Below are 26310 nucleotides of genomic sequence, written 5' to 3'. Positions count from 1 at the left end.
TCCGCAAGACTAGTAACTCAAGGGAAGTATATCAGGGAGGAGAGCCGTGACTGCAAGCTCTCTATATGAAAGCTGGGTGAATTCACTTGCGCATGGATTTAGAAATGAAGGTCTGACTTGTCAGATGAAAACGGATGGTACCGCGTGTCAACGCTCCGAGTGGAGTTTTTGACATGTGGTTTTCTTTTTATCTTATGAGAGACTGATGGAGGAATTATGTCAACTATTGAAGAACAACTAAAAGCGCTTCGCGAAGAAACGCTGGCTAGCTTGAAGCAGATTACTGCTGAAAATGAAAAAGAGATGCAAGAATTGCGTGTCTCTGTCCTTGGTAAAAAGGGTTCGCTTACGGAGATTCTTAAAGGGATGAAGGATGTTTCTGCTGAGATGCGCCCAATCATCGGGAAACACGTCAATGAAGCTCGAGATGTCTTGACAGCAGCCTTCGAAGAAACGGCTAAACTCTTGGAAGAAAAGAAAGTTGAAGCACAACTTGCTAGCGAGAGCATCGATGTGACACTTCCAGGTCGTCCAGTTGCGACTGGTCACCGTCATGTCCTCACACAAACCAGTGAGGAAATCGAAGACATTTTCATCGGGATGGGTTACCAAGTTGTGGATGGTTTTGAAGTAGAGCAAGACTACTACAACTTTGAGCGTATGAATCTTCCAAAAGACCATCCAGCTCGCGATATGCAGGACACTTTCTATATCACAGAAGAAATCTTGCTTCGTACTCACACGTCTCCAGTTCAGGCGCGTGCTATGGATGCTCATGATTTTTCAAAAGGTCCTTTGAAAATGATCTCACCAGGGCGTGTGTTCCGTCGTGATACGGACGATGCGACCCACAGTCACCAGTTCCACCAAATCGAAGGATTGGTTGTTGGGAAAAACATCTCCATGGCAGATCTTCAAGGAACCCTTCAATTGATCGTTCAAAAAATGTTTGGTGAAGAGCGTCAGATTCGTCTGCGTCCATCTTATTTCCCATTCACAGAGCCATCTGTTGAGGTGGATGTTTCCTGCTTCAAGTGTGGTGGAGACGGCTGTAACGTATGTAAGAAAACAGGTTGGATTGAGATTATGGGTGCCGGTATGGTTCACCCACGTGTCCTTGAGATGAGTGGTATTGATGCAACGGTTTACTCTGGATTTGCCTTTGGTCTAGGACAAGAGCGTGTAGCTATGCTCCGTTACGGAATCAACGATATCCGTGGATTCTACCAAGGAGATGTCCGCTTCTCAGAACAGTTTAAATAATGATTAGAAAAGTAGAAAAGGCAGATATTGGGGTGTTGTCCAAAATTGCCAAACAAACCTTTCGTGAAACATTTGCTCATGATAATACGGAAGAGCAGTTACAGGAATACTTTGAAGAGGCTTATAGTCTGAGAGTTTTGTCAACTGAGTTGGAAAATCCAGAATCCGAAACCTATTTCATTATGCATGAAGAGGAGATAGCTGGTTTTCTCAAAGTCAACTGGGGAAGTGCTCAGACTGAGAGAGAATTAGAGGACGCTTTTGAAATTCAACGCCTTTATGTGCTACAAAAATTCCAAAGATTTGGACTTGGTAAGCAACTCTTTGAATTCCCTCTGGAACTTGCCGAAAAAAATGGTTTTTCCTGGGCTTAGCTAGGTGTTTGGGAACATAATACAAAAGCTCAAGCATTTTATAATCGATATGGTTTTGAAAAATTTAGCCAACATCGTTTTATGGTTGGTCAAAAAGTAGATACGGATTGGTTACTAAAAAAGAAATTAAGGTAAGAAGAGGATTCTTCTATTGAAATGATAGGAAAGGAAAAAACTAGAGTGACAACTGTCATTCTGGAGAACTAAATTATGCTTGTATCTTATAAATGGTTAAAAGAATTGGTGGACATTGATGTGCCATCACAAGAGTTGGCTGAAAAAATGTCAACTACAGGGATTGAGGTCGAAGGTGTCGAATCACCGGCTGCCGGTCTCTCAAAAATTGTCGTCGGTGAGGTCTTGTCTTGCGAAGATGTGCCAGAAACTCACCTTCATGTTTGTCAGGTTAACGTTGGCGAAGAAGAAGCCCGTCAAATCGTTTGTGGTGCTCCAAATGTGCGTGCTGGTATCAAGGTCATGGTGGCACTTCCGGGAGCTCGTATCGCGGACAATTACAAGATCAAAAAAGGGAAAATCCGTGGTTTAGAGTCTCTCGGAATGATTTGTTCACTTGGTGAATTAGGTATTTCGGACTCAGTTGTGCCAAAGGAATTCGCAGATGGTATCCAAATCTTGCCTCAAGATGCTATTCCTGGGGACGAAGTCTTTTCTTACCTAGACTTGGATGATGAAATTATCGAACTTTCAATCACTCCAAACCGTGCAGATGCTCTATCTATGCGTGGAGTAGCGCACGAAGTGGCAGCTATCTATGACAAGGCAGTTAGCTTTAAGAAATTCAGTTTAACAGAAACAAATGAAAGTGCAGCAGATGCTCTTTCTGTAGGGATTGAAACAGATAAGGCACCATATTATGCGGCCCGTATCTTGGACAATGTGACCATCGCACCAAGTCCACAATGGTTGCAAAACCTCCTCATGAACGAAGGGATTCGTCCGATTAATAACGTAGTGGACGTGACCAACTACATCCTGCTTTACTTTGGTCAACCGATGCATGCCTTTGACTTGGATACCTTTGAAGGAAGCGAGATTCGTGTGCGTGAAGCGTGTGCTGGTGAAAAATTGGTGACCTTGGACGGTGAAGAACGCGACTTGGAAACAAATGACTTAGTCGTCACTGTCGCAGACAAACCAGTAGCTCTTGCAGGTGTCATGGGCGGTCAAGCAACAGAAATCTCTGAAAAATCTAGTCGTGTTGTGTTAGAAGCTGCTGTTTTCAATGGCACATCCATTCGTAAGACTAGCGGTCGCTTGAATCTTCGTTCTGAGTCATCTTCTCGTTTTGAAAAAGGGATCAATGTGGCAACAGTCAATGAGGCCTTGGATGCTGCAGCTAGCATGATTGCAGAACTTGCAGGTGCGACGGTGCGTAAGGGCATCGTTTCAGCGGGTGAGCTTGACACTTCAGATGTAGAAGTATCTTCAACTCTTGCCGATGTCAACCGTGTCCTTGGAACAGAACTTTCATACGCTGATGTCGAAGATGTCTTCCGTCGTCTTGGCTTTGGTCTTTCTGGCAATGCAGAATCATTTACAGTCAGCGTACCCCGTCGTCGTTGGGATATCGCCATCGAAGCGGACCTCTTTGAAGAAATCGCTCGTATCTATGGTTATGACCGTTTGCCAACCAGTCTTCCAAAAGATGATGGTACAGCAGGTGAATTGACTGCAACACAAAAATTGCGTCGCCAAGTCCGTACGATTGCTGAAGGGGCAGGCTTGACAGAAATCATTACCTACGCTCTAACAACTCCTGAAAAAGCAGTTGAGTTCACAGCTCAACCAAGTAACCTTACAGAACTTATGTGGCCAATGACAGTGGATCGCTCCGTTCTCCGCCAAAATATGGTCTCAGGTATCCTTGATACGGTTGCCTACAATGTGGCTCGTAAGAACAAAAACTTGGCTCTTTACGAGATTGGAAAAGTCTTTGAACAAACAGGCAATCCAAAAGAAGACCTACCAAACGAGATCAACAGCTTTGCCTTTGCCTTGACAGGCTTGGTTGCTGAAAAAGATTTCCAAACAGCAGCAGTTCCAGTTGATTTCTTCTATGCTAAGGGAATCCTTGAAACTCTCTTTGCTCGTTTGGGACTCCAAGTAACTTATACAGCAACATCTGAAATCGCTAGCCTTCATCCAGGACGTACAGCCGTAATCTCACTCGGTGACCAAGTTCTTGGTTTCCTTGGTCAAGTGCATCCAGTCACTGCGAAGGACTACGATATCCCAGAAACTTATGTAGCTGAACTTAACCTTTCAGCCATCGAAGCTGCTCTCCAACCGGCTGCTCCATTTGTGGAAATTACCAAATTCCCAGCTGTTAGTCGTGATATTGCTCTACTTCTCAAGGCAGAAGTCACTCACCAAGAAGTTGTAGACGCTATCCAAGCTGCAGGCGTGAAACGTTTGACAGATATCAAACTCTTTGACGTCTTCTCAGGTGAAAAATTAGGACTTGGTATGAAGTCAATGGCCTATAGCTTGACCTTCCAAAATCCAGAAGACAGCTTGACGGACGAGGAAGTCGCACGCTACATGGAAAAAATCCAAGCATCACTCGAAGAAAAAGTGAATGCAGAAGTACGTTAACTCATCAATCCATCCATCCTTCGGGGTGGATTTTTAGTTTCAAAAGGACAGTTCAGAAGAGAAAAGCAACAGTTGAGAGAGGAATCATCTCAGAAAGCCTTTAATGAGCTATACTTAAGTTATCACTGAACCTCTTAAAAACCTTAGATTTGGTAGATTTTTACTATAAATAATCTCGATAAAAATAGACACAAAATGTTGTAAAGGCTATCAAAAAGGAGTATAATAAGTGCAACATATCTCGGAGGTGGAAAATGTTAGAAGTAAGAAATCTAGAGAAAAGTTTCGGTCCCAAGCAAGTCTTGTTTGGTGTCGATTTTCAGGCAAGTCCAGGAAGGATTCTAGGCTTGGTCGGGAAGAATGGTGCTGGGAAAACAACGATTTTCCACAGTATGTTGAAATTCTTAGAGTATCAAGGAGAGATCAGCCTGGATGGGCAGGAGATTCGTCAGGAAACCTACGCTCGGATTGGCTACCTGCCTGAGGAACGCAGTCTTATGCCCAAGCTAACAGTCCTTGAACAAGTTCGCTACTTGGCGACTCTAAAGGGCATGGATGCCAAGGAGATCAAGGAGAAACTCCCTCAATGGATGGAAAAACTCGAAGTGAAGGGCAAATTGACCGACAAAATCAAGAGTCTTTCTAAAGGAAATCAGCAGAAAATTCAGCTGATTATCACCCTGATCCATGAGCCTGACTTGATCATCTTGGATGAGCCTTTTAGTGGTTTGGATCCAGTCAATACCGAGTTGCTCAAACAGGTCATCTTAAAAGAGAAAGAGCGCGGTGCAATCATTATCTTTTCTGACCATGTCATGACCAATGTCGAGGAGCTTTGCGATGATATTCTGATGATTCGTGATGGGCGTGTAGTCTTGCATGGACCGGTCCAAGAAGTTCGCAATCAATACGGGAAAACGCGCCTCTTTGTTTCAAGTGAACGAAGCAAGGAAGAACTGGAAAAACTTCCTCACGTCAAACAGGTGAGCTTGACCAAGCAAGGCAGTTGGAAATTGATCCTCGATGACGAGAGCGCTGGAAGGGAACTCTTCCCAATCCTCACTCAAGGTCAATATATTGCGACCTTTGACCAACAAGCTCCAACAATCGATGAAATCTTTAAACTAGAATCAGGGGTGGAAGTATGAGAAATATGTGGGTTGTAATGAAGGAAACCTATCTTCGGCATGTCAAGTCGTGGAGTTTCTTCTTTATGGTGATTTCGCCGTTCCTATTTTTAGCCTTATCTGTAGGAATTGGCTATCTCCAAGGGTCTTCTATGGCCAAGAATAGCAAGATAGCAGTAGTAACAACGGTACCATCTGTGGAAGAAGGGCTCAAGGGTACCAATGGTATCAACTTTGATTATAAGGATGAAGCCAGTGCCCAGGCTGCTATCAAGGATGAGAAAATCAAGGGTTACCTAACCATTGACCAAGAGGACAGCGTCCTCAAGGCCGTCTATCATGGTGAAACCTCTCTTGAAAGTGGCGTCAAACTAGCAGTAACCAATAAGTTAAACGAACTGCAATACCAACTCAATCGTTCGGCAGCCAATTTGTCTCAAGAACAGGAAAAACGTCTGAGTCAGACCGTTGACTTTACTGAGAAGATTGATGAATCCAAGGAAAATAAAAAAATTGTTCAAACCATTGCGGCCGCAGGGCTTGGTTTCTTCCTTTATATGATTTTGATTACTTATGCTAGCGTCACTGCTCAGGAAGTAGCTAGCGAGAAAGGAACCAAAATCATGGAGGTGGTCTTCTCTAGTATCCGAGCTAGTCATTATTTCTACGCTCGCATGCTGGCTCTACTTCTCGTGATTTTGACTCATATTGGCATTTACGTCGTGGGTGGGCTGGCTGCCATTTTGCTCTTTAAAGACCTACCAATCTTGGCACAATCTGGTATTTTAAACCATATAGGAGAGGCCTTCTCGCTCAATACCTTATTGTTTGTCTTGGTTAGTCTCTTTATGTACGTTGTTTTGGCAGCCTTCCTAGGATCCATGGTTTCTCGCCCTGAGGATTCAGGAAAGGCCTTGTCTCCATTGATGATCTTGATTATAGCAGGATTTGTCGGTGTGACCTCTCTAGGTGTTGCTGGTGACAATTTAGTTCTGAAAATTGGTTCCTACATTCCTTTCATTTCGACCTTCTTTATGCCATTTAGAGCTATAAATGGTTATGCAAGTGGTCTGGAAGCTTGGATTTCTCTTGCCATAACGGTTGCTTTTGCAGTCACTGCAACAGCCTTTATCGGACGTATGTATGCCAGCCTTGTCCTTCAGACAGATGATCTAGGTCTATGGAAAAGCTTTAAACGTGCCTTAGCTTATAAATAGGAGAGCCTCGCAAAAGCGAGGTTTTTCTAGATGTTAAACACCGAAATCGGTAAAAATATTTTTCATATCTATTGACTTTTAGTAGTAAAATTTGGTATGATAGTAGACGGTATTGTTTACCCCATTTGTAAGGCCCCGGAACCTTTCAAATACCCCGCGGACCGGAACATCCGCCCTGTAAACAAAAACGATATTCATATAGGAGAAATCATGAACAAAACTACATTCATGGCTAAACCAGGCCAAGTAGAACGCAAATGGTACGTTGTTGATGCAACTGATGTACCTCTTGGACGCCTTTCAGCAGTCGTTGCTAGCGTACTTCGCGGAAAAAACAAACCAACATTCACACCACACACTGATACAGGTGACTTCGTAATCGTTATCAATGCTGAAAAAGTTAAATTGACTGGTAAAAAAGCAACTGATAAGATCTACTACACTCACTCAAACCACCCAGGTGGATTGAAACAAATCTCTGCTGGTGAACTTCGTTCTAAAAATGCAGTACGTTTGATCGAAAAATCAGTTAAAGGTATGCTTCCACACAATACTCTTGGCCGCGCTCAAGGTATGAAATTGAAAGTATTCGTTGGAGCTGAGCACACTCACGCTGCACAACAACCAGAAGTTCTTGATATTTCAGGACTTATCTAAGGAAAGGAACAATAAAGTATGTCACAAGCACAATATGCAGGTACTGGACGTCGTAAAAACGCTGTTGCACGCGTTCGCCTTGTTCCAGGAACTGGTAAAATCACCGTTAACAAAAAAGATGTTGAAGAGTACATCCCACACGCTGACCTTCGTCTTGTTATCAACCAACCATTCGCAGTTACTTCAACTGTAGGTTCATACGACGTTTTCGTTAATGTTGTAGGTGGTGGATACGCTGGTCAATCAGGAGCTATCCGTCACGGTATCGCTCGTGCTCTTCTTCAAGTAGACCCAGACTTCCGCGATTCATTGAAACGCGCAGGACTTCTTACACGTGACTCACGTAAAGTTGAACGTAAGAAACCAGGTCTTAAGAAAGCTCGTAAAGCATCACAATTCTCAAAACGTTAATCAATACGATTATATCAACGTTTCAAAGCACTTTGCAAAAATTTTGCAAAGTGCTTTTTTGTCGATTTTTGAGCTCAAATAGCTTTGTGATAACCTTCTGATAACCTCTTCTAAATTTTTAAAATCATGATTTATTTTGCTTTATTGAGATAGTCTGCAAATTTGTCAATAGAGTTTTTCTCACCAGTTTTTGTGGTGTGAGTATAGACATCTAATGTCACCTGACTGCTTGCATGACCGAGACGTTTTGATGTATTAGAAGGATCGATTCCAATTTCAGACATAAGTGTTGCATGTGTATGTCTAAACCCATGTGGGCTAATTGGTTTTAATTTATGCTTTTTAATAATTCGATTCAGTACGTTATTAATGTAATCAGCATGCAAAGGTTCAATTTTGTCATTACTTGATATGTAAGAGAACATATATTCATCACTAATATTCAGCTTTGTAAGAGGAAGCTGAGATTGTTCTTTCAGATAGAAATTTCTCCATTGCTTAATAATATCGATTGTCTCATCATCAAGATAGATTGTACGAACTGAAGATTCATTCTTTGTGCTCTTTTCAATCGCTTTACCGTCAATTCTTCCTAGACTTTTATCTATGTTCAATAGATTGCTGTCAAAGTTAATATCAGCCCATTTTAAAGCGTATAACTCCCCTTTTCGTAGTCCACTAAATGCAAGCAGTCTAAATAAAGCAAAATGTTTAAATGGCTCAGTTTCTTTCACTATATCAAGGAAATGATGTAATTCCTCCAGTGACCAAAAATTATCTGATCTAGTTTTTTTGATTTTAGGCATGATAACATTCTTCATTGGATTTCGATCAATGTAGTTCATGTTGATTGCAAAATCAAAAATTTTTGAGGTATAGGATTTTATCTGTTTGATATTTTTGAAAGTCTGAGATTTTTGTGTAATAAAGTTTTGACAGTCTAAAGGACTGATTTGGTCAATAAATTTATCGCCAAATATTGGTAGAATATGTATTCGATAGATATTCTTAGTTTGGGAAGAAGTTGTTTCTTCAACGGTACCAACATAGGCATTAAACCATTCTTGATAAAGTTCTTTATAAGTGACTTTGGGGTTAGGTTTGTCGGTACTTACTGTGGGGGCAACGACACCAGCTTCTAAACGAGCTTCGTACAATTTTGCCTCTTTTTTGGTTTTGAACCCTCTCTTTAAGTGCCTTTTTTTCTTTCCATAAGCATCTAAGCCAATGTAAAAGCTGACATAGTATAGGATTCCTTTTTTTGTTTTGTATTTGTGTATAGACATTTTTTCTCCGTATCTAAGTTTTCGGAGCTTATGTAATTGAGAAATGAGTGTCTATCTATTTTTTCTATCTTCTTGGCGGATAGCGTATTCGTCTGTTTTAATCCAGCTCTGCCAAACTTTAGAATCTTTATTTTGGTGATTCATATAATCTATAAACTCAGACATAAAACGTTTGTTTTTCTCAGCTAGATATTCTGAGAATATATGACGAAATTCATCTGAAAAACTATCATCAAGTGGTAGTGTTAATGCCCTTTCGCCAAATTCGATGCTCTTCTTTAACTTCTCCATATCGCTTTTAAAAGGTGTCACAGAACCAATTTTAGATGTTTTGAAACTATCTGTAACAATTTTAAGATTTGATGGAGCGTGTGGGTTGCTATCAAGTCCCATAATGTAAGCGACGGAAACATTAAAGTATTTTGCCAATTTTTCAGCATTATCTTTTTTAGGTTTGCGGATTCCTTGATTGTATCCAGAAAGTGTAGGATAGGCTATATTTGTAGCTTCACTAATTTCTGTCAATTTTTTTCCGCTATTTTCTATCAGTTTAGTAATATGATTCGTCATAAGAACCTCCTTTTTATCATTATAACACATTTTATTCTTTTTGAATAAAAAGGCTTGACAAAAATTCAAAAAGGATATATAATTCAAAATGAATAACAAATTAAATGGTTTCGGAGCTTATTTAATTTAGAAATGAGGTGTGAATTTATGTCGGAAACTACTTTAGTTGTCCAGCTTCCTAAAGAATTAGAGAAGCAATTACGTGCTCACTATGATGAGATGATTTCAAATGCTGTAGCAAGAGTATTTGAAGATAAAGAACTTTATAAACCTATGGTTCGTATGTCAGGTTTGTCTAGGTGGTTAGATGTATCTACGACAACAATCCAAAAATGGACGAAAGAAGGAATGCCAACCATGGTGATTGATGGAGTGACTTTATACGATAAAAGAGCAGTAACACGATGGTTGAAGCAATATGAAAGATAGGTACTCGTATGAATGGTGTTCAGTGGATCAAGATAACAACAGATATATTTGATGATGAAAAAATTCAGCTAATAGAATCAATGCCAGAAGGAGATACTCTTATTGTAATATGGTTTAAAATTCTGGTGCTTGCAGGAAAGCAAAATAATAGTGGCATATTAAGTCTAGGGAACAAGGTTTATTACACAGAAGAGATGCTTTCAACAGTGTTTAGGCGAAAGGCTACATCTGTAAAATTAGCTCTCAGCATGTTTGAAGAATTTGGCATGATAGAAATCATAGATGGCGCTATTACCATTCCAAAATGGGAGAAACATCAGAATATAGATGGACTAGAAAAGATTAGAAAACAAACTAGGGAACGTGTTGCTCGTCATAGACAAAAACAAAAAGCACTAATTACAGGCGAGCCACAACTCGTTTTAGACTGTAACGTTACAGTAACGGATGAAAATGATAATGTAACGCAAGAGATTAAGAACAAGAGTAAGAATAAGAAAGAGATTGAGAATATACTGGATAATAGTTCTAGAAAGCCTGAAACTTATATTCCACCCAAATATTATTCTTTGTTAGAATCCATTTCTTATAAGTACAATGATAGATTTTTGTATCCTAACAATTACACTTTAACACATGCTCAGAAGATGAAGATAGGCGAGTATTTGGCTAGTGGGTATGTAACTAGTGATGAAGTCATTAGCATGATTGAACGGATTCCTGAGGATGCGACGTCTCCTTTGGCGTATTTATTTAAGTCTATGGAGAATTTAAAGCAGGAACGTATGCTGGAGTGCAAAGCTATTGCCCATGAAAATGCCCGAAAGAAGTATATGATAAATGAGTAGATATAGGACTGTTCTAAAGAAATGTTACATCACTGAGGAGCAAAATGAAATAGTGAATAACTTGATTGAAATGACAAATCATCTAAGTTTTTCCTCTTATGCCAGAAAAATGTTATTTAAGAGCTCGCCTATTTATCTTCAATTTGATTTTGAATCTTATCATGACTTTATATTTCAAGTTAGAAGAATTATCAATAACTTACGTCAGTTAGAAAGAATAGCAGAACAAAGTGAGGATTTGGATAATGTAAGGATATTTCACTACTGCGTTGAGCTGATGATAGAATATGAAAAGAAGACAAGTAAACAAGTGAAAGAACTTGTAAAACGACTAAATAAGAAAACGAGGTGATAGGACCATGAGAATAAAATCTGTGTTGAAACAGGTGTTTTTGACGGAAGAAGAAAATAAAAAATTAAATGATTGTATGAGGAAGGAAAATATTCGTAATTTTTCTGAGTTTGCTAGACAAAAATTAATACGAACAGATTTGAACATCCAAAAAGTCTCTTTTGAAGGTTTAGTTCCTTTAACAGAAGAGTTGGAACAAGTCGGAAAGAATATCAATTCTATAGCCCGTCTTGCAACTGTAGTTGGGAGAATAAGCTATGAAAACAAAATGGATATGTCTATTTTGATGCAAAAAATAGTTGATGTGATGGAGGAAAAAGATGTTTATTTTCAAAAGTAATATGGATAAGGATTTTGATCAGATATGTGAATACATATTGAAATTAAAGCGAGCAGAATTATTTCTTCATGGAATTAAACAACAAGATAAAACGAAGGCTCGTTTGTATCATGCGATGCTGGAATACTATGATGCTAACCATAAAAAAGAAAGACATATGAGAATTTTAAAATAAGGAAACGCTGTTAAAAATTTTGCAGCGTTTTTTATATATCTTCTTAAAATATTTGTACACACAAATGACAGTCAAATTGATTTTTGGGATTATTTTATCGAGAAGGAAAGATTTCTCATAATATGACTTTGCGAGCTCAGAGTCTGTATACACACACTCCCAAAATCATCCTAAAATTTGTATACACAAAGTGTATGTACTTTTTGGGATGATTTGAATTTTGGGGAATCCCCAAACCCCTGATGAATTATACGAGCAAAAAAATTTGGGAGTAAGTTTTAGAAAGAACTATTCTAAAGTATTTAAAATCTGACTTTAAGTAAATTTTTTATTATGTGACTATTAGCCTGTCTCACTCCGCTAGGTGTGAGACAAAAAAATACCCGCTATGCGGGTGTGTACTGACCCCCAAAAGTTAGACAGAAAAAATCTAACTTTTGGGGTCAGTACAAAAGCGTTTTTATTGTATAAAGAATATCAAATAGTTTGAGGGTTTTACTTGTCGCTGTATTTCTTCACTATCCTTTTTGTAATACTCCTGCTTTGTTCCTGAAATATCTACAGTGAATACGTCATCCTTGAAGGTATAATTCTCTTTTCGGTTTATGATATTAGAGCCAGTCGGTTCGATTGTTGCACTGTCTTTATCAATTGTAAAGGTGTCGGCCTCTCCTTTGTTGCTATTTCCTTTGTTACCTGAAATGGTAAAGGCAACTTCATTTCTACTCTCGTTTATTCAACGGTATTCGCCATCTAAAGAATTGCTTGATTGGTTAGAGCATGCAATTAATAAAATTGTAGATAGAGACACTAAAAGTAATGTGATAAATCTTTTCATTTACATACTTTTTATTTCTATATTATATTAAAGAAACATTACATAAGTAAGACAGTAATTTTTTAGGTTGATCTCTTTCTTTCGGGAAAATCATTATGTTTCGGAAAGTCAAGATTTTGTTATTATTTATGATATACTGGTACCGTAATTATATCCTTACAGAGGTTAAGTAAGGGTTTCAGTACACGTCAATAGATGTCAAAATATTGATTTTAAGCGATTTTTGATTTTTGGAAACTCATTATATCGCACTACAAATCAATAAAAACTGTACCTTTTTTAGATAAATATATTATCTGGATATTGAAGTTAAGCCCTGCTGTCATTTCGATGGCAGGGCTTTTTAATATTTGGTACACTAACTTCTTATCTATATTTTGGTGGATTTTAAGTTGACATCTACAAAGTTTAATGTTAGAATACATTCAAAAATATATTTGAATGAGGTATTTTATGATTCAAAATGTTGTTACTTCAATAATCCTGTATTCTGGGACAGCCGTAGACTTACTTATTATCCTAATGTTATTTTTTGCCAAAAGAAAAAGCAGAAAAGACATCATTAACATCTATTTAGGACAATTTCTAGGCTCTGTTAGTCTAATATTGCTAAGTTTGCTTTTTGCATTTGTCTTAAATTATATTCCTAGTAAAGAGATTTTAGGTTTACTCGGTTTGATTCCAATTTTCCTAGGTCTCAAAGTTTTGCTTTTAGGAGATTCTGATGGAGAAGCTATTGCCAAAGAAGGTTTGCGCAAAGATAATAAAAACCTGATATTTCTAGTCGCTATGATTACTTTTGCAAGTTGTGGTGCTGACAATATTGGTGTCTTTGTTCCATATTTTACTACCTTAAATTTAGCAAATTTGATAGTAGCTTTACTTACCTTTCTAGTCATGATTTATCTCTTGGTTTTTTCTGCCCAAAAATTGGCACAAGTCTCTTCTGTTGGAGAAATTTTGGAAAAATATAGCAGATGGTTTATTGCCGTTGTTTATTTAGGATTGGGGATATATATCCTGATTGAAAATAACAGTTTTGACATACTATGGACTATATTAGGCTAGGAGAAAATATTATGAAAAAAGATAGTATCTGCCAAGTGAATGTTATAAATCAGCAAAATATTACAACCGCAACGAACTACCTTGAAAAGGAAAAAGTCCAAAAATCACTTCGCATTTTAACAAAATTTACCGATAATAAACAGATAAATATCATCTTCTATCTTCTTGCTGTTGAAGAACTCTGTGTCTGTGATATAGCCTGTTTACTAAATCTCAGTATGGCATCTACTTCCCACCATCTTCGTAAATTAGCCAATCAAAACATCTTGGGCACTAGAAGAGAGGGGAAAATTATATATTATTTTATAAAAGATGAGGAAATCAGGGATTTTTTTAATCAACTAGGATAACAACTATTTTTACTACTTTTCCATGATTCTAGGGAGCTACTCTATGAAATTTTTTGATGAAAATTACTCACAAGAAATAATATATAGAACTGTTTAAATATCTTCAGGATAGAAAAAGAAATTGTCCAGGCACGAAGAAACTGTATATTTGTTGCTAAACTGTACATCATCTTTATGATACAGTATTTCGTATTTCTCAACTACATAAGCTCCGAAAACTAAAATGTGATAACCCTTTGATAACCTCTCGATTTTCAAAAGGATTATATATGTAAATATTGAGGATTTATCTCTTAAAATTACTTGATTTTAGTGATAATTTACCATAAATATCATAATGTAGAAAAAACCAGGTCTTAAGAAAGCTCGTAAAGCATCACAATTCTCAAAACGTTAATCAATACGATTATATCAACGTTTACAGACATTCAAGAATTTACTCTTGGATGTCTTTTTTGTTTCAAAAAATCAAAGTTCACCCCATATTTACCCCATCAATTTTTTAAACTACGAAATGCAATATCACCTACGGCCTGATTAACTTTATCTTTAGTGTTAACATAGGTCTTTGTAATTTCCTTGTCACTATGGGTTAGCACTTCAGAAATTTCTTCAAGCGAAACTCCAGCTAGTTTTGCTGGTGTGGCGCCTTGAATATTATGTTTATCCATAGTATTTTGTGTTATAATTGTTATAATATAGAAACTATATAGAAAATAAAAGGATTTCTTTAAATTCTTTAAATTTCACTTTGTGTAAACATGAGAAGAATGTTGAATGCAGATAATGACGGGAGATGATTTACAATGATCAGTTTAGAGCTGTTGTCTAAAGCAAATAGTCTAGACGTCTATTCTTTTGAAAAAGAAAATCGGGAGTATTTTGAACGAAATTTACCTCCTAGACCAGCTAACTATTTTGATTCAGACGGTTTTAAAGAAATTACAAAGGAATTGTTAACGGAGCAAGATAATCATGATGCATACATGCATCTTATTAGAGATTCGCAAGGTGTTATGATTGGAAGAATCAATTTAAGTGTCTTAGAGAGTGATCGAAATACAGCAGAGCTTGGGTATAGGATTGGGGGAAATGTTGCCAATTTAGGTTATGCTAGCGAAGCGGTTAAACTCGTTTTAGACAAGGCCTTCACGACTTATGGTTTCAATAGAATCATTGCAGGAACGGCAACGGGTAATCTAGCCTCTCAGAGGGTGCTTATAAAAAATGGCTTCACCTTTAGTAGAATGATAGAAAATGACTTACACATTCATAATGAGTGGGTTCATACAGTAGTATTTGAGATAAGGAGGCCATAATATCATCATTTCTAGTCTACTGACAAGGTTAATGGAGTCATCAATCTTTCCGGACATTCAAGAATGTTTTCTTGGATGTTTTTTGTTTAGAATCTCCGGGTATGTCTGTTAAAATTTGTTTTTCTCAGTGGACAATTGTTCACTTTTTTTATATAATAAAACTAAACCGAATTGGTTGAATTTTGAAAGTGTAAGTTCAACCGTCGATTAGTCTTTCTAAGGGAGATAATGTCCATTAAAGCATCACACTAGGAGGTGAATCATGTACCAACCAGAAAAACTCAAGGCTCGGAGGAAAGAGTTAAAATTGACACAGAAGGAAATTGCAGAGAAATTAGGGATTAGTTTTCAGGCTTACTCGGCTTGGGAACGTGGGATTAAGGAACCATCCAAGGAGAAGGTTGCCCAGCTAGAGAATATTTTAAAGGTAGCAAGAGGGTATTTTACTCAGATTGAGATTGTCCGTCTCTACAATAGCCTCTCCAAGCAAGGGAAGGACAAGGTTGTGCTTTATGCTCGCAACCTAGCTCAAGAGGAACAAACTCAGAAGGTGACGACCATGCCAGAGCGCCTCTATGAGTACCGTGTCTACGAACGCATGTCAGCAGGGATTGGGGCTTCGGTCTACGATGACCAGAATTTTGATACGGTCTACTTTAACGAGGAGTTGGCCCATGATTTTGCGTCCTGGGTGGCTGGGGACTCTATGGAGCCTAAATATCAAAATGGTTCGGTGGCTCTGATTCGAGAGACGAGATTTGACTATGACGGAGCAGTTTATGCAGTGGTCTGCAACAACCAGACCTATATCAAACGGGTTTATCGGGAGGAAGATGGCTTGCGTCTGGTATCGATCAATCCTAAATACAAGGACATTTTCATCGCCTATGAAGAAGATCCTCGGATTGTGGGGATTATCGTTGGGAACTTTGTGCCGATGGAGGGTTAGCCTATGGGCTACTTTGATTATTCCAGAGAGCCCAAAAGTGATATTGCCTTTGTCGATATGAAATCTTTTTATGCCAGTGTCGAGTGTGTGAAAAGGGGCTTGCATCCGCTGAAGACCTCGCTTTGTGTCATGAGTCGCGCGGATAATTCTACTGGTCTTATCCTAGCTTCCTCTCCCATGTTTAAGAAGATTTTTGGCAAGTCCAATGTTGGTCGGGCCTATGATCTGCCTTTTGATATCAAAACGCGCAAATTTTCTTATTACAATGCTCGAAAGCAAGGCTTGCCTACTGACTCAGACTATGTTCGCTACATCGAAGATTGGGCTCAAGTGACTTTGATTGTGCCTCCTAGGATGGATGAGTACATAGCGGTCAATATGGAAATCCAGCGAATCTTTCAAAATTATGGTAGTCCAGATGATATTTATCCCTACTCTATCGATGAGGGCTTTATTGATCTGACTAGTTCGCTCAACTATTTCATCCCAGACAAGAGTCTCTCTCGCAAAGACAAGCTGGATCTGCTTTCTGCTCGCATCCAGAGGGATATTTGGAGGCAGACAGGGATCTACTCTGCGGTGGGTATGTCCAATGCCAATCCCTTACTGGCCAAGTTGGCTCTGGATAATGAGGCCAAGCACACTCCGACCATGAGGGCCAACTGGTCTTACCAGGATGTGGAAGAGAAGGTTTGGGCCATTCCCAAGATGACGGACTTTTGGGGGATTGGCAGGCGGATGGAGAAACACTTGCATGCTCTGGGGATTTTTTCCATCAGAGAATTAGCTACAAGCAACCCAGACCAGCTACAGAAGGCTCTGGGTCAGGCTGGCCTGCGTTTGTGGTTTCATGCTAACGGGATTGATGAGAGCAATGTTCACAGGCCCTATAAAGCCAAGTCCCAAGGGTTAGGAAATTCTCAAATCTTGCCGAGAGACTACGTGAAGCTACGGGATATTGAAATTATTCTCCGCGAAATGGCGGAGCAGGTGGCTATTAGGCTGAGAAGGGCGGGCAAGAAGACAACCCTTGTCTCTATCTATATTGGTTTTTCTAAACAGGAGGTCAGGTCGTCTATTCACACACAAATGAAGGTCGAACCGACCAATAATACAGCTGTCTTAACGGATTATGTTTTGAAGCTATTTCATAATAAATACACTTCTGGAGCGGTCAGAAGTGTCGGAGTCAACTATTCAGGATTTGTGGACGAGTCTTTTGGTTTGATCTCCCTCTTTGATGATGTTGACAAGTTAGAAAAAGAAGAAAGGCTCCAGACAGCCATTGACTCCATTCGGGAACAATTTGGTTTTACGTCCCTCTTAAAGGCCAATGCACTGGAAGAAGCCTCTAGGAGTCTTGCCAGAAGCAAACTGATTGGGGGGCATTCTGCTGGAGGATTAGATGGACTAAAATGATTGATCGTTCTTATTTACCCTTTCCATCTGCGCGTGACTATCAAGATCCAGGGATGCAGAAGTGGATGGGCTTTTTCCTCTCAGAGCATACTAGTTCACTCGGTGAAGAAAAAAATCGGGTTGCTTTTTCGACGAGTTTGAATCCCGTTGAGAAGTTACTCTTGCTTTCGCAGCTTTATGTCGGGCAACTAAAGGGATACTTTGTAGTCAAGGAAAAGAAACAAAAAACGACTATCGTCGGCAAGGTGAGCGAATTATCATCTCAAACTCTGTCTATTAGGACCAATGAGGGCTATAGGCTGGTAGAGCTAGCAGATGTACTCGAAATTCGACTGTGGGAGGAGGGAGTTTATGACTAGAAAAGAGTTGTATGAAAACAAACTGCAGATGGATTATTTTTCAGAAGCCTATATTCGTTTTGAAGAGGATTTTCAAAAATACTCTGCCATGAATGTGCCACTGACTTTTTTGATCGATGACATTCTACGCACCATGGCGATGAATCAGAAGAACTACTTCGTCTTAAACAAGGAAAATGCCAAGGATGGGGGAGAGCATCGCTTTTATTTTAGGGTGGTGACGGAAAAAGAGTCTCCTAGAAATCGAACCTATGCATACGCTGGACTCGAAAATAGTAGTCAGTAGACCTAGATGTGGGAGAGGGAAGTCTGATCTAGGGGAGATAGCTTGTGAGCGTCAGAAGATCTCATGGTATTGGAATTCGAAACACCATCTTTTATCTGTGGAGTTCTTGCAGAACTTATGATGGTAGTTCTGATGAGATAAGGCAAGGCCCACTCTCTTTTTTAGATGAGCGTTTATTTGAAAACGTAGTTGGATTTGAGAACACCTATTCTCAATGATCATTTTACTTTATAGATTCATACCAAAACATCCATGTGTATTTGTGGATGTTTTTTATTTTATAGATAGAAAAAGAGAAGACCAAATGGTCTTCTCAACGGGGGAACTGAATAATTAGAAAGAATCAATCAAAGAGGGTTATTAGTCTTTGAAATTCTTTTGGAAGATGAGGAGAGATAAGATAGAAGTAATGGCTGCCAAGAAGAGGAAGGAAGTTGTTTCTTGTTCCCCAGTTGCAGGGAGTTCTCTTTCCTTGTCTTCTTTGATTGTAGCTGTAACAGGAGCTTTTTCATCTTTTGCTGGTGAATTGTCTGTTACGACTGGAGCAGGTTTTTCAGTCTCTATTGGTAGAACATACTCAGGAAGAGTCACAACTGGTGGTGCCTCTGTTCCAACTGAGCTTTGTTTGCTACCTACCTCAATCACTCGATCTTGAGCTGGAGTTGCTTCTGTTTGGAGAACCTTGCGATTGTCGCCGTCCACTTCAACATATTCGACTAAGAGACCGTCTTTCCCTTCTGATAGAACTTGTTCTTTTCCTTTGTCTAATTGTGGGTTTTCGCGACGCATAGTCTTGAATGGTACTACCTTATTGACGATTTCCAAGCTTGGAAGTTTAAAGATAAGGTCCTTGACCCCTTCCTCAGGATTTGAAGAAGTAATTGGTTTCTCAGGTTGAACTGGATTTTCAGGCTGCGCTGGTTTCTCAGGCTGCGCTGGTTTCTCAGGCTGAGCAGGCTTTTCAGGTTGAACTGGAGTTTCCGGTTGCGCTGGTTTCTCCAGTTCAGCAGGTTTTTCAGGCTCAGCAGGTTTTTCAGGCTCAGCAGGTTTTTCAGGCTCAGCAGGTTTTTCAGTCTCAGCAGGTTTTTCAGGCTGAGCTGGTTTCTCAGGTTGAGCTGGCTTTTCGGGTTCAGCCGGTTTCTCAGGTTGCGCTGGAGTTTCCGGTTGAGTAGGTTTTTCAGGCTGAACTGGCTTTTCCGGTTGAGCAGGTTTCTCAGGCTGAACTGGCTTTTCCGGTTGAGCCGGTTTTTCCGGTTGAGCCGGTTTTTCCGGTTGAGCAGGTTTTTCAGGCTCAGCAGGTTTTTCAGGTTCAGCAGGTTTTTCAGGTTCAGCTGGTTTCTCAGGTTCAGCAGGTTTTTCAGGTTGCGCTGGTTTTTCAGGTTGAGCCGGTTTTTCAGGCTGAGCTGGAGTTTCCGGTTGCGCCGGTTTTTCAGTCTCAGCTGGTTTTTCAGGCTCAGCTGGTTTCTCCGGTTGAGCCGGTTTTTCCGGTTGAGCCGGTTTCTCAGGTTCAGCTGGTTTTTCAGGTTGCGCTGGTTTTTCAGGTTGAGCTGGAGTTTCCGGTTGAGCCGGTTTTTCAGGCTGAGCTGGACTTTCCGGTTGCGCCGGTTTTTCAGGCTCAGCTGGCTTTTCAGGCTGAACTGGTTTCTCAGGCTTAGCTGCTTCAAGCTTGCTAATTTGTTCAAGAGCGGATTCTAGCGCTTTATTAACTTCTTCTTGAGTCTTGGCCTCTTGAATTGCAGCAATTGCTTGGTTTGCAAGTTCAATTAATTTCTTCTTAGCTTCATTGTTAGAACCAAGCTCACCGACTTTTTTCTCAATGGCTTCTGTTAAGCTAGCCATGGCCTTACTGTATTCGATTTCCGGTTGTTTTGGTTCAGCTGGTTGCTCAGGCTGGTCAGGTTTCTCAGGTTCTTCTGGCTGTTCCGGTTGCTCTGGACTAGGCTCCTCTTGGCCTCTTTGATAGTTCTCATCCTTGGATAGGATATCTTGTAGGGCACTGACCGTCAACATGACATCTTGAACATCCACTGCATCAGCACTGAGTTGGTTTCTCAATTTTTCTAGATTTGCTTGGAAAGCTTGGCGTGCAGTAGCCGTATTCTTCAAGCCTGCTGGATCAAAGTTGGACAGATCATCTTTCCATTTTGAGATAGACTGGATGATATCTGCCTTGCTGTAGAGTTCGCTACCTTCGCCACGAGTGATAAATTGGTCCACTTGAATACCGATATTTTGAGACAAATCGTTTCGATCAGGATCTAGTTGAAGGGTGACTGCGTGCAAGTTTTCGTCCAGACCTTTTAGGCTAACCAGAGTTTGATTGCCTTGGCGTTGGGCAGCATGACCGCTAAAGTATTTCTTACCATCAATAGTAGAAGCATTTCCCATACCATTTTGGTAAGGAACTTCTTTACCGTCTAGGAAGACTTTGTAGATACCATGATTTGGATCGACATAGCCTTTGATTTCAAGTCCAGTACCGTAGAAGTAGGCTGTGACAGTTGTCTTTTTCTTTTGCTCATCAGTTAAGCGACCAAAGGAAGCCCAAGACTCCGTTTTTTGGTACTTGTCTGCCGAATTGGTTTCATGGTGCCAGCCAGGACTGTAATCCAACTGACTAGCTTGGTCATCATAGTTTGTTTGGTCCTTGATCAGCAATTCAGCTTTCATCACTTGGATGGTTGCATCGGTAGCAAAACCGAGCAGGGCACCATCAGTAACCGAAGTGAGCTTGGCTTTGAAGTCAAAAACAGAGTCGGCTTGTTCTGTAAAGTCAATCGTTGGGATGGTAACAGTCTTTTCTGTTTCTCCATCTTTAAAGGTCACATCTTGAGTTGTATCTTGGTAAACTTTACCGTGAACCCCAGTTCCAGGTTCTGTGATGAAGCGCACAGTAGCAGCCCCCTTGCTTCCACCAACACGTTTAATCTTGACAGTGACTGGTTTTCCTTTTTCGACTTCGTAGTTGGTAGACTCTAGTTCAAACATTCCCTTGCTATCATTGTTTAGGGTGTAGATCCCTTCTGTAGCAATTGGTTCACCTGTTTTATTTACAAGAGTAATAGTGTGTTGGCCTGGTGCTAAATCACCTGTCTCAAAGACTTTTTGGCTGCGTTTACGGCTTGCGTTCTTAGTTTGCACATCCGCAACTTTTTGACCATCAACGTAGACGGACATTTCTCCATGACCTGGATCGACCGTAGAGACGACATAGGCCTTGGTTCCTGTGAAGGTATAGCTTACTTTGGCATCTTTTTGATTGGTCCACATAGAAGTGCCACGAACCCCTTCAGATTCATTGTACCAAGTTGTTCCAGCTGTATCTGCCGTTGTGTTTGAGTGGTATTCCAGTCCAAGAGGGTAGCCATCTGTCTTTTCAATGCTGCTTGGTGTCTTGTAGACTGAGAAGTTGGTTAAGATTGGAGTTGCTTGAGCACCAGTGATGGTTACACGGATTTTTTGTGCCTCTACAGGTTTGCCTTGAACCAAGCGACGGTAACCAACGGTCGAACCTTCACCGTAAGTCACCCAACGTCCGTTGATTTCGACTTCAATCTTGAAACCAGAGATACGTTGACCTTTGGCGATGTCTTCCTTGAGTTCAACAACGTCAAAGCGTCTCTTTTGTCCCAAATCGACTGTAAAGCTACCGGTTGTGGCATCATTTGAGAGCGCCCAGCTAGTATCATCTTTACCGTCTGTGAGGTGACTTTCCTTGTAGAGGTGGTTTTGACGAGTAGAACTTGCTGTTACGGTCGCACCTTTGGCAAAGTCAGTCGCATACATTTGATCTAGAGTTGCCTTAAATTCCTTCAAGCGAGCCACATCCGCATCTGCGAATTTTCCTTCTTTATTTGGTGGAATATTGAGAAGGAGTGGCGTTCCACGACCAACAGACTTGAAGTAGATATCCATCAACTCTTTGAGTGATTTTGGCTGTTGATTGTCATGGTAGAACCAGCCCGAACGGATCGAAACGTCAGCTTCCCCTACAGAATACATATCACCATCAGGGTCACCATGGTTGAGGTATTCGTTTTTCACGTCGTCTGTGATGTTGGCCCTTTTGACTTTATGCCATACAGGGTCACCTGCGATACCTCGTTCATTTCCAATCCAGCGAACACTTGTCGGTTGAGCAGAGAAGATAGCAATATCTCCTTCAGCTTCTTTGATGTATTTGAACCATTCATCAAAGGTATAGGTTACTTTCTGAGCACCGCTACCACGTGCACCGTCCATCCAAACCTCGATAAATTTCCCTTTATTACCGTATTTTGGATTACCAAGGATTTCTTTCAGTTGGTTGAGATAGTATTGGTTGTATTCTTTTTCGGTTGCAACATGGTATTTTGGATGGTTGGCATCCCATGGTGATAGGTAAACCCCCATGTTCATGTCGTACTTGCTAGCAGACTTGGAAACTTCTTCGAGAAGGTCACCCTTACCATCTTTCCATGGGCTAGCAGCTACGGTATGATCCGTATACTTAGATGGATAAGCAACGAATCCGTCGTGGTGTTTAACAACCATAATAGTTCGTTTGAAGCCAGTTTCCTTCAGAGTACGAATCCACTGGTCAGTATCCAAGTTGGTTGGATTGAAGTATCGAGGGTCTTCTTTCCCATTTCCCCATTCAGAATTGGTATAGGTGTTCATTCCGTAGTGGATGAAGGCTGCCAATTCTTCCTTGTGGTAATCAAGTTGAGCCTTGCTTGGAAGAGGTCCATGGTTGCCAATCTCAGTTTCTTTGTCTTCTGGATGAGCCACTGGTGGAGTCGTTGGATTAGCTGTATTAGCGACTGGTTCGTATTCAAAGACGATCTCATTAACACCTTTTTGCTGGATCCTTGCTTCCAAGCTAGCTTTTACTGGACGGTAGCCAGCAATGTCTTTTGCATGGAAGGTGTTGACAAAGGAAACGTCATACTCTTGACCGTCATTGTTATCAACTGTCGCTTCCGCTAGTTCAGTGCTTGTTCCTTTTTGACGGTAGTAAACTTTGAAGGAGCCTTTGTTGACTTTATAGACCACCTTGATGACACGTGTACCAGGAGCTGTTTTGCTAACGACATTGTGGTTCCACTCGTCTTTTAGTTGCTTCTGAATCTCAACCCCATCAATGGAAACAATCTGGTATTTTTCTAAATTTTGCTTGTAGAATTCGGTTGGAGTGATTGCTTTCTTGAAATCATAGTCAAAGCCAGTTCCCACTTCTGTTTTGTCTAAGAAAGTATCGTTTTCTTTGACTGTATTGCCTGCTTCGTCCAAGTGCTGGATAACGACACGTCCGTAATCAATTCCCTTGACTAGAGTAGCGACACCGCTCTCATCAAAGGAGTACTGATTTTCTCCGATGACAGCTGTTTTATTTCTGAGCATTTCACCTTCGGGTGTAAAGTAGTAACGTTTGCCATTATCCCCTTGATACCAGCCCTTGACACCATATTTGTCAATGATATCTTTGACCCATTTGAGTTGTTCAGGAGAGAGGACAAGTCCACCACCAAAGCGGTCTTTCTCAGGGACACCGTTGTCAACCGTTCCGTGTTGGTGTACGCCGATGACTTTTCCATCACCATTGATAATTCCGCCACCAGACAAACCAGATACAGAAGTTGTTTGGTAAGTGATGCCAGTAGCTCCCTTGTCATCATAAGGATCGACGGATTTTACCTTGCCGTCAGCCTTATAGAGTTGTCCAGCTACGATAGGCTGTTTGAGTTCTTTTGAGCTTGAGTCAGTTGGGTAACCAATCGTGCTGACAGGGTCCCCTGCTTTGTAAGTCTTATGCTCAGCGAGTGGTACAAAAGTTGCTGCTTTATTTGGGCTTGCAATTTGTATAGGGACAGGTGATACAACTGCTGCCAAGTCATTTTGATATCCCTTACTAAACTCTTCTTTGTTCCAGAAGTGGATATCTTTCTCTTGAAAGAGTGTGGTATTTCCTGAATTTGGCTGAGAATTTTTAACGGGAGCGTTGGAGCCTAGATTGTAATAGAAGCGCGCAGAGTCTCCACCACGAACATGGCCTTCTTTATCTAAAAAGTTGTGCGCAACTGTCAAGAAAACATTAGGGGCTACAAAAATACCAGACCCAGAAACGATGTATCGTTGAGAACCGCCATTGTAAATGCTGTAGACCATAGTTGCAGCAGTAGCAGGTTGTCCCTCGTAGTTGATGTGCTTGAGGTCTTGCCCACCGTTAATGATGGCACGATTCTCTTTTTGAGCGTTCTCCTCTTCCTTTGATTTCAAAATACTTTTTGATTCAACTTGAGGACTTTCAGCTTTTTCTACGGTAGCTGAAGTTTTAAGAGGTTTGACGTCGGTGTCAGGATATGCTTGATCCTGAATTTCTTCAGGGAGCAAATCAGCCTTACTTGTATCAGCAGGAGCTTCTTCTTTTTTTAATTGCTGTGCTGCTGGCTGGTTGAGGTTTTCTTTCTTCTCGGGTTCAACTTTGTTTTCTTCTAGATTGGAAACCTGCTCAATTTTACTCTCAAGGTGTGATTTTCCATCGGGAAGATTTTCATCAGCTAGAGCAGTTCCTGAAGCAAAAAATGCTAGTCCGACCATGACCGAGGCAACTCCAACGGTCAGTTTCCGAATGCTAAACGTTTGCCCTTTTTCAAAGAGGTATCGATTCATAATATACTCCTAGTTTTAATCAAGGCAGTCAGCTACTGCCAGAGCCCAAGTTGAACTTGGTAACAATCTACTTCTGCTCTCAAACGAGAGACAAATAATCTCAGTTTTTTTATTTACTGTATCCAACCCCCTGCGCTATAAAGCGCTTTCATTTTAAGATAAAAAATTTAATAGGCCATTTCTCCCTTAAAATGACTAAAAATTTTTAATATAACAAATATACTAAATTAATGAAAGAATTGCAATAGCAAAAAACAAAAAAATGAACAGAAATTAAAGAAAATAGCTTACTTTTTAAAGAAAAATCCGCCCTTTCATTTGGTATTAGAAATGAAGGGGCGGAGTGAAAAGAGGTTAGAGCAGATTTTCAATAGACTCTTGGAGGGTCTGGGGATCTGTTTTTGATGAGAAACGCTCAAAGACTTGCCCATCTCGGCCAATGAGAAATTTAGCGAAATTCCATTCGATTCGTTTTCCTAGAGGGCCAGATTTCTGATCTTTCAACCATACATAGAGAGGATCTGCTTCCTTACCATTGACCTTGACCTTGGCAAAACGTGGAAAAGTAGTTTGATAATGTAGACTACAGAAGGCGTTGATTTCCTTTGCGCTACCGGGTGCTTGTCCCATGAACTGATTGCAAGGGAAATCTAAGATTTCAAAACCTTGATCTTGATAGCGGTCATAGAGTTCTTGGAGCCCTTGGTACTGGGGTGTTAAACCACATCCCGTAGCAGTATTGACTATCAAGAGAACCTTACCACGATAGCTCTCTAGGGAAGTTGCTTGGTTGTTTTGGTTCAAAACGGAAAAATCATATATACTGGTCATTTTTCTATATTCTCCTTATGCATTCCTGATTCAGAGTGTTTTACCTCGTGTTCCGATAAAAAGGCGTAGGTCATGGTTCCAAAGATGGCACCAATTCCCAATCCCAAGACTAGTAAAGGGAGCATTTTATCGAAGTGGGAGAGATTGTCCCAAAAGGTATCGAGGGGAAGATGCTGAACAAAAAGTTTATGAAAGATTAGTAAGAGAAAGAGAACAAGCTGAATGCTGAGGAATACACTCCAACTACGAACTTTGATTTGACTTTTGCTGTAGCTTTTGTGATGGATTTCGGACGGGTCATCCTTGTCTAAACGTAAGTCGCGAACTGCTAGTCTTGCCCTAGATGAGAGGACGAAGATAAGTCCAAAATAGAGGTAGGGCATGGCATCTCGAACCAACTCTATGAAGCGTCCAAGTAGGAGATAGAATAAGAAGAGTAGGAGGGAGGAGTATACGATTTGGATCAAGGCACGGGCACAAGCCCTATAGATCATCTCTTGGCGGCATTCATCAAAGGGGCCTTGTATGTGAAAGAACAGTTTGAGTAAGCGAGTGGTGAAATCTTCTTTTTTCAT

The 26310-nt window shown here is 40.4% G+C and carries 24 protein-coding genes and 2 pseudogenes; 18 read left to right on the top strand and 8 right to left on the bottom strand.

Annotated elements, in window-relative coordinates:
* Positions 1 to 216: 216 nt before the first annotated feature.
* From pheS to rpsI, 7 genes and pseudogenes are all read left to right on the top strand, one after another.
* Positions 217 to 1263: a phenylalanine--tRNA ligase subunit alpha gene (pheS, locus tag FQT28_RS08365; RefSeq protein WP_143989924.1), complete on the top strand. Its 1047-nt coding sequence runs from the start codon at positions 217 to 219 to the stop codon at positions 1261 to 1263.
* Positions 1263 to 1772, top strand: a pseudogene (locus tag FQT28_RS08360) (GNAT family N-acetyltransferase). Before pheS ends, FQT28_RS08360 begins: the two are co-directional and overlap by 1 nt.
* Positions 1773 to 1847: 75 nt before the next feature.
* Positions 1848 to 4253, top strand: a complete 2406-nt coding sequence (pheT, locus tag FQT28_RS08355; RefSeq protein WP_143989923.1) for a phenylalanine--tRNA ligase subunit beta — start codon at positions 1848 to 1850, stop codon at positions 4251 to 4253.
* Between the two features lie 254 nt (positions 4254 to 4507).
* Positions 4508 to 5401: an ABC transporter ATP-binding protein gene (locus tag FQT28_RS08350; RefSeq protein ID WP_143989922.1), complete on the top strand. Its 894-nt coding sequence runs from the start codon at positions 4508 to 4510 to the stop codon at positions 5399 to 5401.
* Positions 5398 to 6597 (top strand): ABC transporter permease, encoded by a 1200-nt coding sequence (locus FQT28_RS08345; RefSeq protein WP_125450053.1) that lies wholly within the window; start codon positions 5398 to 5400, stop codon positions 6595 to 6597. The genes FQT28_RS08350 and FQT28_RS08345 overlap by 4 nt, the downstream gene beginning before the upstream one ends.
* 210 nt (positions 6598 to 6807) lie before the next feature.
* Positions 6808 to 7254, top strand: coding sequence for a 50S ribosomal protein L13 (gene rplM, locus FQT28_RS08340; RefSeq protein ID WP_001044624.1), 447 nt, complete (start codon positions 6808 to 6810; stop codon positions 7252 to 7254).
* 18 nt (positions 7255 to 7272) lie between these two features.
* Positions 7273 to 7665: a 30S ribosomal protein S9 gene (rpsI, locus tag FQT28_RS08335; protein WP_000075973.1), complete on the top strand. Its 393-nt coding sequence runs from the start codon at positions 7273 to 7275 to the stop codon at positions 7663 to 7665.
* Positions 7666 to 7796: 131 nt separating this feature from the next.
* Here the strand turns inward: rpsI and FQT28_RS08330 are convergent, their stop codons facing one another.
* Together FQT28_RS08330 and FQT28_RS08325 are read right to left on the bottom strand one after the other, a co-directional pair.
* Positions 7797 to 8951, bottom strand: a complete 1155-nt coding sequence (locus FQT28_RS08330) for a site-specific integrase (RefSeq protein WP_000022152.1) — start codon at positions 8949 to 8951, stop codon at positions 7797 to 7799.
* A 51-nt stretch (positions 8952 to 9002) separates the two neighbouring features.
* Complete coding sequence (locus tag FQT28_RS08325) at positions 9003 to 9521, bottom strand: helix-turn-helix domain-containing protein (RefSeq protein ID WP_000181350.1); 519 nt, start codon at positions 9519 to 9521, stop codon at positions 9003 to 9005.
* Between the two features lie 147 nt (positions 9522 to 9668).
* Between FQT28_RS08325 and FQT28_RS08320 the strand changes: the two genes are divergently transcribed.
* The 4 genes from FQT28_RS08320 (at position 9669) to FQT28_RS08300 (ending at position 11665) form a co-directional block, all read left to right on the top strand.
* On the top strand, positions 9669 to 9950 hold the full coding sequence (locus FQT28_RS08320; RefSeq protein WP_000005472.1) for a hypothetical protein: 282 nt from the start codon (positions 9669 to 9671) through the stop codon (positions 9948 to 9950).
* Positions 9951 to 9958: 8 nt separating this feature from the next.
* The gene (locus tag FQT28_RS08315) at positions 9959 to 10798 is read left to right on the top strand and encodes a phage replisome organizer N-terminal domain-containing protein (protein ID WP_001014727.1); all 840 of its coding nucleotides are present in this window, start codon (positions 9959 to 9961) and stop codon (positions 10796 to 10798) included.
* 359 nt (positions 10799 to 11157) lie between these two features.
* Entirely contained in the window at positions 11158 to 11490 is a 333-nt protein-coding gene (locus FQT28_RS08305; protein WP_001220782.1) for a hypothetical protein, read from the top strand.
* Positions 11471 to 11665, top strand: a complete 195-nt coding sequence (locus FQT28_RS08300) for a hypothetical protein (protein ID WP_000469564.1) — start codon at positions 11471 to 11473, stop codon at positions 11663 to 11665. Before FQT28_RS08305 ends, FQT28_RS08300 begins: the two co-directional genes overlap by 20 nt.
* Before the next feature lie 460 nt (positions 11666 to 12125).
* Here FQT28_RS08300 and FQT28_RS10255 read toward each other — a convergent pair.
* Positions 12126 to 12503, bottom strand: a pseudogene (locus tag FQT28_RS10255) (hypothetical protein).
* A 251-nt stretch (positions 12504 to 12754) separates the two neighbouring features.
* Positions 12755 to 12928, bottom strand: coding sequence for a FanG protein (locus FQT28_RS10170; RefSeq protein WP_071788300.1), 174 nt, complete (start codon positions 12926 to 12928; stop codon positions 12755 to 12757).
* A 28-nt stretch (positions 12929 to 12956) separates the two neighbouring features.
* On the opposite strand from FQT28_RS10170, the gene FQT28_RS08285 reads away from it, so the two are divergent.
* Positions 12957 to 13571 carry a CadD family cadmium resistance transporter gene (locus tag FQT28_RS08285; protein ID WP_000615750.1) on the top strand — a complete coding sequence of 205 codons (615 nt, stop codon included), beginning with the start codon at positions 12957 to 12959 and terminating at the stop codon, positions 13569 to 13571.
* Between the two features lie 11 nt (positions 13572 to 13582).
* Positions 13583 to 13921: a Cd(II)/Zn(II)-sensing metalloregulatory transcriptional regulator CadX gene (gene cadX / locus FQT28_RS08280; RefSeq protein ID WP_000711088.1), complete on the top strand. Its 339-nt coding sequence runs from the start codon at positions 13583 to 13585 to the stop codon at positions 13919 to 13921.
* A 494-nt stretch (positions 13922 to 14415) separates the two neighbouring features.
* Here cadX and FQT28_RS08275 read toward each other — a convergent pair whose 3' ends face one another.
* On the bottom strand, positions 14416 to 14592 hold the full coding sequence (locus FQT28_RS08275; protein WP_260469227.1) for a site-specific integrase: 177 nt from the start codon (positions 14590 to 14592) through the stop codon (positions 14416 to 14418).
* Between the two features lie 135 nt (positions 14593 to 14727).
* Here FQT28_RS08275 and FQT28_RS08270 point away from each other — a divergent pair, with 135 nt between their 5' ends.
* From FQT28_RS08270 to FQT28_RS08250, 5 genes are all read left to right on the top strand, one after another.
* Positions 14728 to 15240: a GNAT family N-acetyltransferase gene (locus tag FQT28_RS08270; RefSeq protein WP_125450059.1), complete on the top strand. Its 513-nt coding sequence runs from the start codon at positions 14728 to 14730 to the stop codon at positions 15238 to 15240.
* A 262-nt stretch (positions 15241 to 15502) separates the two neighbouring features.
* On the top strand, positions 15503 to 16189 hold the full coding sequence (locus FQT28_RS08265; protein WP_125450061.1) for an XRE family transcriptional regulator: 687 nt from the start codon (positions 15503 to 15505) through the stop codon (positions 16187 to 16189).
* A gap of 3 nt (positions 16190 to 16192) precedes the next feature.
* Positions 16193 to 17608: a Y-family DNA polymerase gene (locus tag FQT28_RS08260; RefSeq protein WP_125450063.1), complete on the top strand. Its 1416-nt coding sequence runs from the start codon at positions 16193 to 16195 to the stop codon at positions 17606 to 17608.
* Positions 17605 to 17967 (top strand): hypothetical protein, encoded by a 363-nt coding sequence (locus FQT28_RS08255; RefSeq protein ID WP_125425149.1) that lies wholly within the window; start codon positions 17605 to 17607, stop codon positions 17965 to 17967. Before FQT28_RS08260 ends, FQT28_RS08255 begins: the two co-directional genes overlap by 4 nt.
* Positions 17960 to 18253, top strand: coding sequence for a DUF5960 family protein (locus FQT28_RS08250; protein ID WP_125450065.1), 294 nt, complete (start codon positions 17960 to 17962; stop codon positions 18251 to 18253). The genes FQT28_RS08255 and FQT28_RS08250 overlap by 8 nt, the downstream gene beginning before the upstream one ends.
* A gap of 360 nt (positions 18254 to 18613) precedes the next feature.
* Here FQT28_RS08250 and FQT28_RS08240 read toward each other — a convergent pair whose 3' ends face one another.
* The 3 genes from FQT28_RS08240 to FQT28_RS08230 all read right to left on the bottom strand — a co-directional run bounded on the left by FQT28_RS08240 (position 18614) and on the right by FQT28_RS08230 (position 26310).
* The gene (locus tag FQT28_RS08240) at positions 18614 to 24904 is read right to left on the bottom strand and encodes an alpha-L-fucosidase (protein WP_143989921.1); all 6291 of its coding nucleotides are present in this window, start codon (positions 24902 to 24904) and stop codon (positions 18614 to 18616) included.
* A gap of 354 nt (positions 24905 to 25258) precedes the next feature.
* Complete coding sequence (locus FQT28_RS08235; RefSeq protein WP_143989920.1) at positions 25259 to 25735, bottom strand: glutathione peroxidase; 477 nt, start codon at positions 25733 to 25735, stop codon at positions 25259 to 25261.
* Positions 25732 to 26310, bottom strand: coding sequence for a DUF3278 domain-containing protein (locus FQT28_RS08230; protein WP_143989919.1), 579 nt, complete (start codon positions 26308 to 26310; stop codon positions 25732 to 25734). The genes FQT28_RS08235 and FQT28_RS08230 overlap by 4 nt, the downstream gene beginning before the upstream one ends.

This window comes from Streptococcus oralis (assembly GCF_901543815.1).
Classification (GTDB): Bacteria; Bacillota; Bacilli; order Lactobacillales; family Streptococcaceae; genus Streptococcus; species Streptococcus oralis_CM.
This window is presented reverse-complemented; position numbering and strand designations above follow the sequence as displayed.

Excerpts from the sequence above, each read along its gene's own strand:
- FQT28_RS08305 (WP_001220782.1), top strand. The coding sequence starts at position 11,158 with ATGAGAATAAAATCTGTGTTGAAACAGGTGTTTTTGACGGAAGAAGAA.
- FQT28_RS08320 (WP_000005472.1), top strand. The coding sequence starts at position 9,669 with ATGTCGGAAACTACTTTAGTTGTCCAGCTTCCTAAAGAATTAGAGAAG.
- FQT28_RS08230 (WP_143989919.1), bottom strand. The coding sequence starts at position 26,310 with ATGAAAAAAGAAGATTTCACCACTCGCTTACTCAAACTGTTCTTTCAC.
- FQT28_RS08255 (WP_125425149.1), top strand. The coding sequence starts at position 17,605 with ATGATTGATCGTTCTTATTTACCCTTTCCATCTGCGCGTGACTATCAA.
- FQT28_RS08270 (WP_125450059.1), top strand. The coding sequence starts at position 14,728 with ATGATCAGTTTAGAGCTGTTGTCTAAAGCAAATAGTCTAGACGTCTAT.
- FQT28_RS08265 (WP_125450061.1), top strand. The coding sequence starts at position 15,503 with ATGTACCAACCAGAAAAACTCAAGGCTCGGAGGAAAGAGTTAAAATTG.
- FQT28_RS10170 (WP_071788300.1), bottom strand. The coding sequence starts at position 12,928 with ATGTATTCTAACATTAAACTTTGTAGATGTCAACTTAAAATCCACCAA.
- cadX (WP_000711088.1), top strand. The coding sequence starts at position 13,583 with ATGAAAAAAGATAGTATCTGCCAAGTGAATGTTATAAATCAGCAAAAT.
- rplM (WP_001044624.1), top strand. The coding sequence starts at position 6,808 with ATGAACAAAACTACATTCATGGCTAAACCAGGCCAAGTAGAACGCAAA.
- rpsI (WP_000075973.1), top strand. The coding sequence starts at position 7,273 with ATGTCACAAGCACAATATGCAGGTACTGGACGTCGTAAAAACGCTGTT.
- FQT28_RS08350 (WP_143989922.1), top strand. The coding sequence starts at position 4,508 with ATGTTAGAAGTAAGAAATCTAGAGAAAAGTTTCGGTCCCAAGCAAGTC.
- FQT28_RS08345 (WP_125450053.1), top strand. The coding sequence starts at position 5,398 with ATGAGAAATATGTGGGTTGTAATGAAGGAAACCTATCTTCGGCATGTC.
- FQT28_RS08260 (WP_125450063.1), top strand. The coding sequence starts at position 16,193 with ATGGGCTACTTTGATTATTCCAGAGAGCCCAAAAGTGATATTGCCTTT.
- FQT28_RS08250 (WP_125450065.1), top strand. The coding sequence starts at position 17,960 with ATGACTAGAAAAGAGTTGTATGAAAACAAACTGCAGATGGATTATTTT.
- pheS (WP_143989924.1), top strand. The coding sequence starts at position 217 with ATGTCAACTATTGAAGAACAACTAAAAGCGCTTCGCGAAGAAACGCTG.
- FQT28_RS08235 (WP_143989920.1), bottom strand. The coding sequence starts at position 25,735 with ATGACCAGTATATATGATTTTTCCGTTTTGAACCAAAACAACCAAGCA.
- FQT28_RS08325 (WP_000181350.1), bottom strand. The coding sequence starts at position 9,521 with ATGACGAATCATATTACTAAACTGATAGAAAATAGCGGAAAAAAATTG.
- FQT28_RS08315 (WP_001014727.1), top strand. The coding sequence starts at position 9,959 with ATGAATGGTGTTCAGTGGATCAAGATAACAACAGATATATTTGATGAT.
- FQT28_RS08240 (WP_143989921.1), bottom strand. The coding sequence starts at position 24,904 with ATGAATCGATACCTCTTTGAAAAAGGGCAAACGTTTAGCATTCGGAAA.
- FQT28_RS08300 (WP_000469564.1), top strand. The coding sequence starts at position 11,471 with ATGTTTATTTTCAAAAGTAATATGGATAAGGATTTTGATCAGATATGT.
- FQT28_RS08275 (WP_260469227.1), bottom strand. The coding sequence starts at position 14,592 with ATGGATAAACATAATATTCAAGGCGCCACACCAGCAAAACTAGCTGGA.
- pheT (WP_143989923.1), top strand. The coding sequence starts at position 1,848 with ATGCTTGTATCTTATAAATGGTTAAAAGAATTGGTGGACATTGATGTG.
- FQT28_RS08285 (WP_000615750.1), top strand. The coding sequence starts at position 12,957 with ATGATTCAAAATGTTGTTACTTCAATAATCCTGTATTCTGGGACAGCC.
- FQT28_RS08330 (WP_000022152.1), bottom strand. The coding sequence starts at position 8,951 with ATGTCTATACACAAATACAAAACAAAAAAAGGAATCCTATACTATGTC.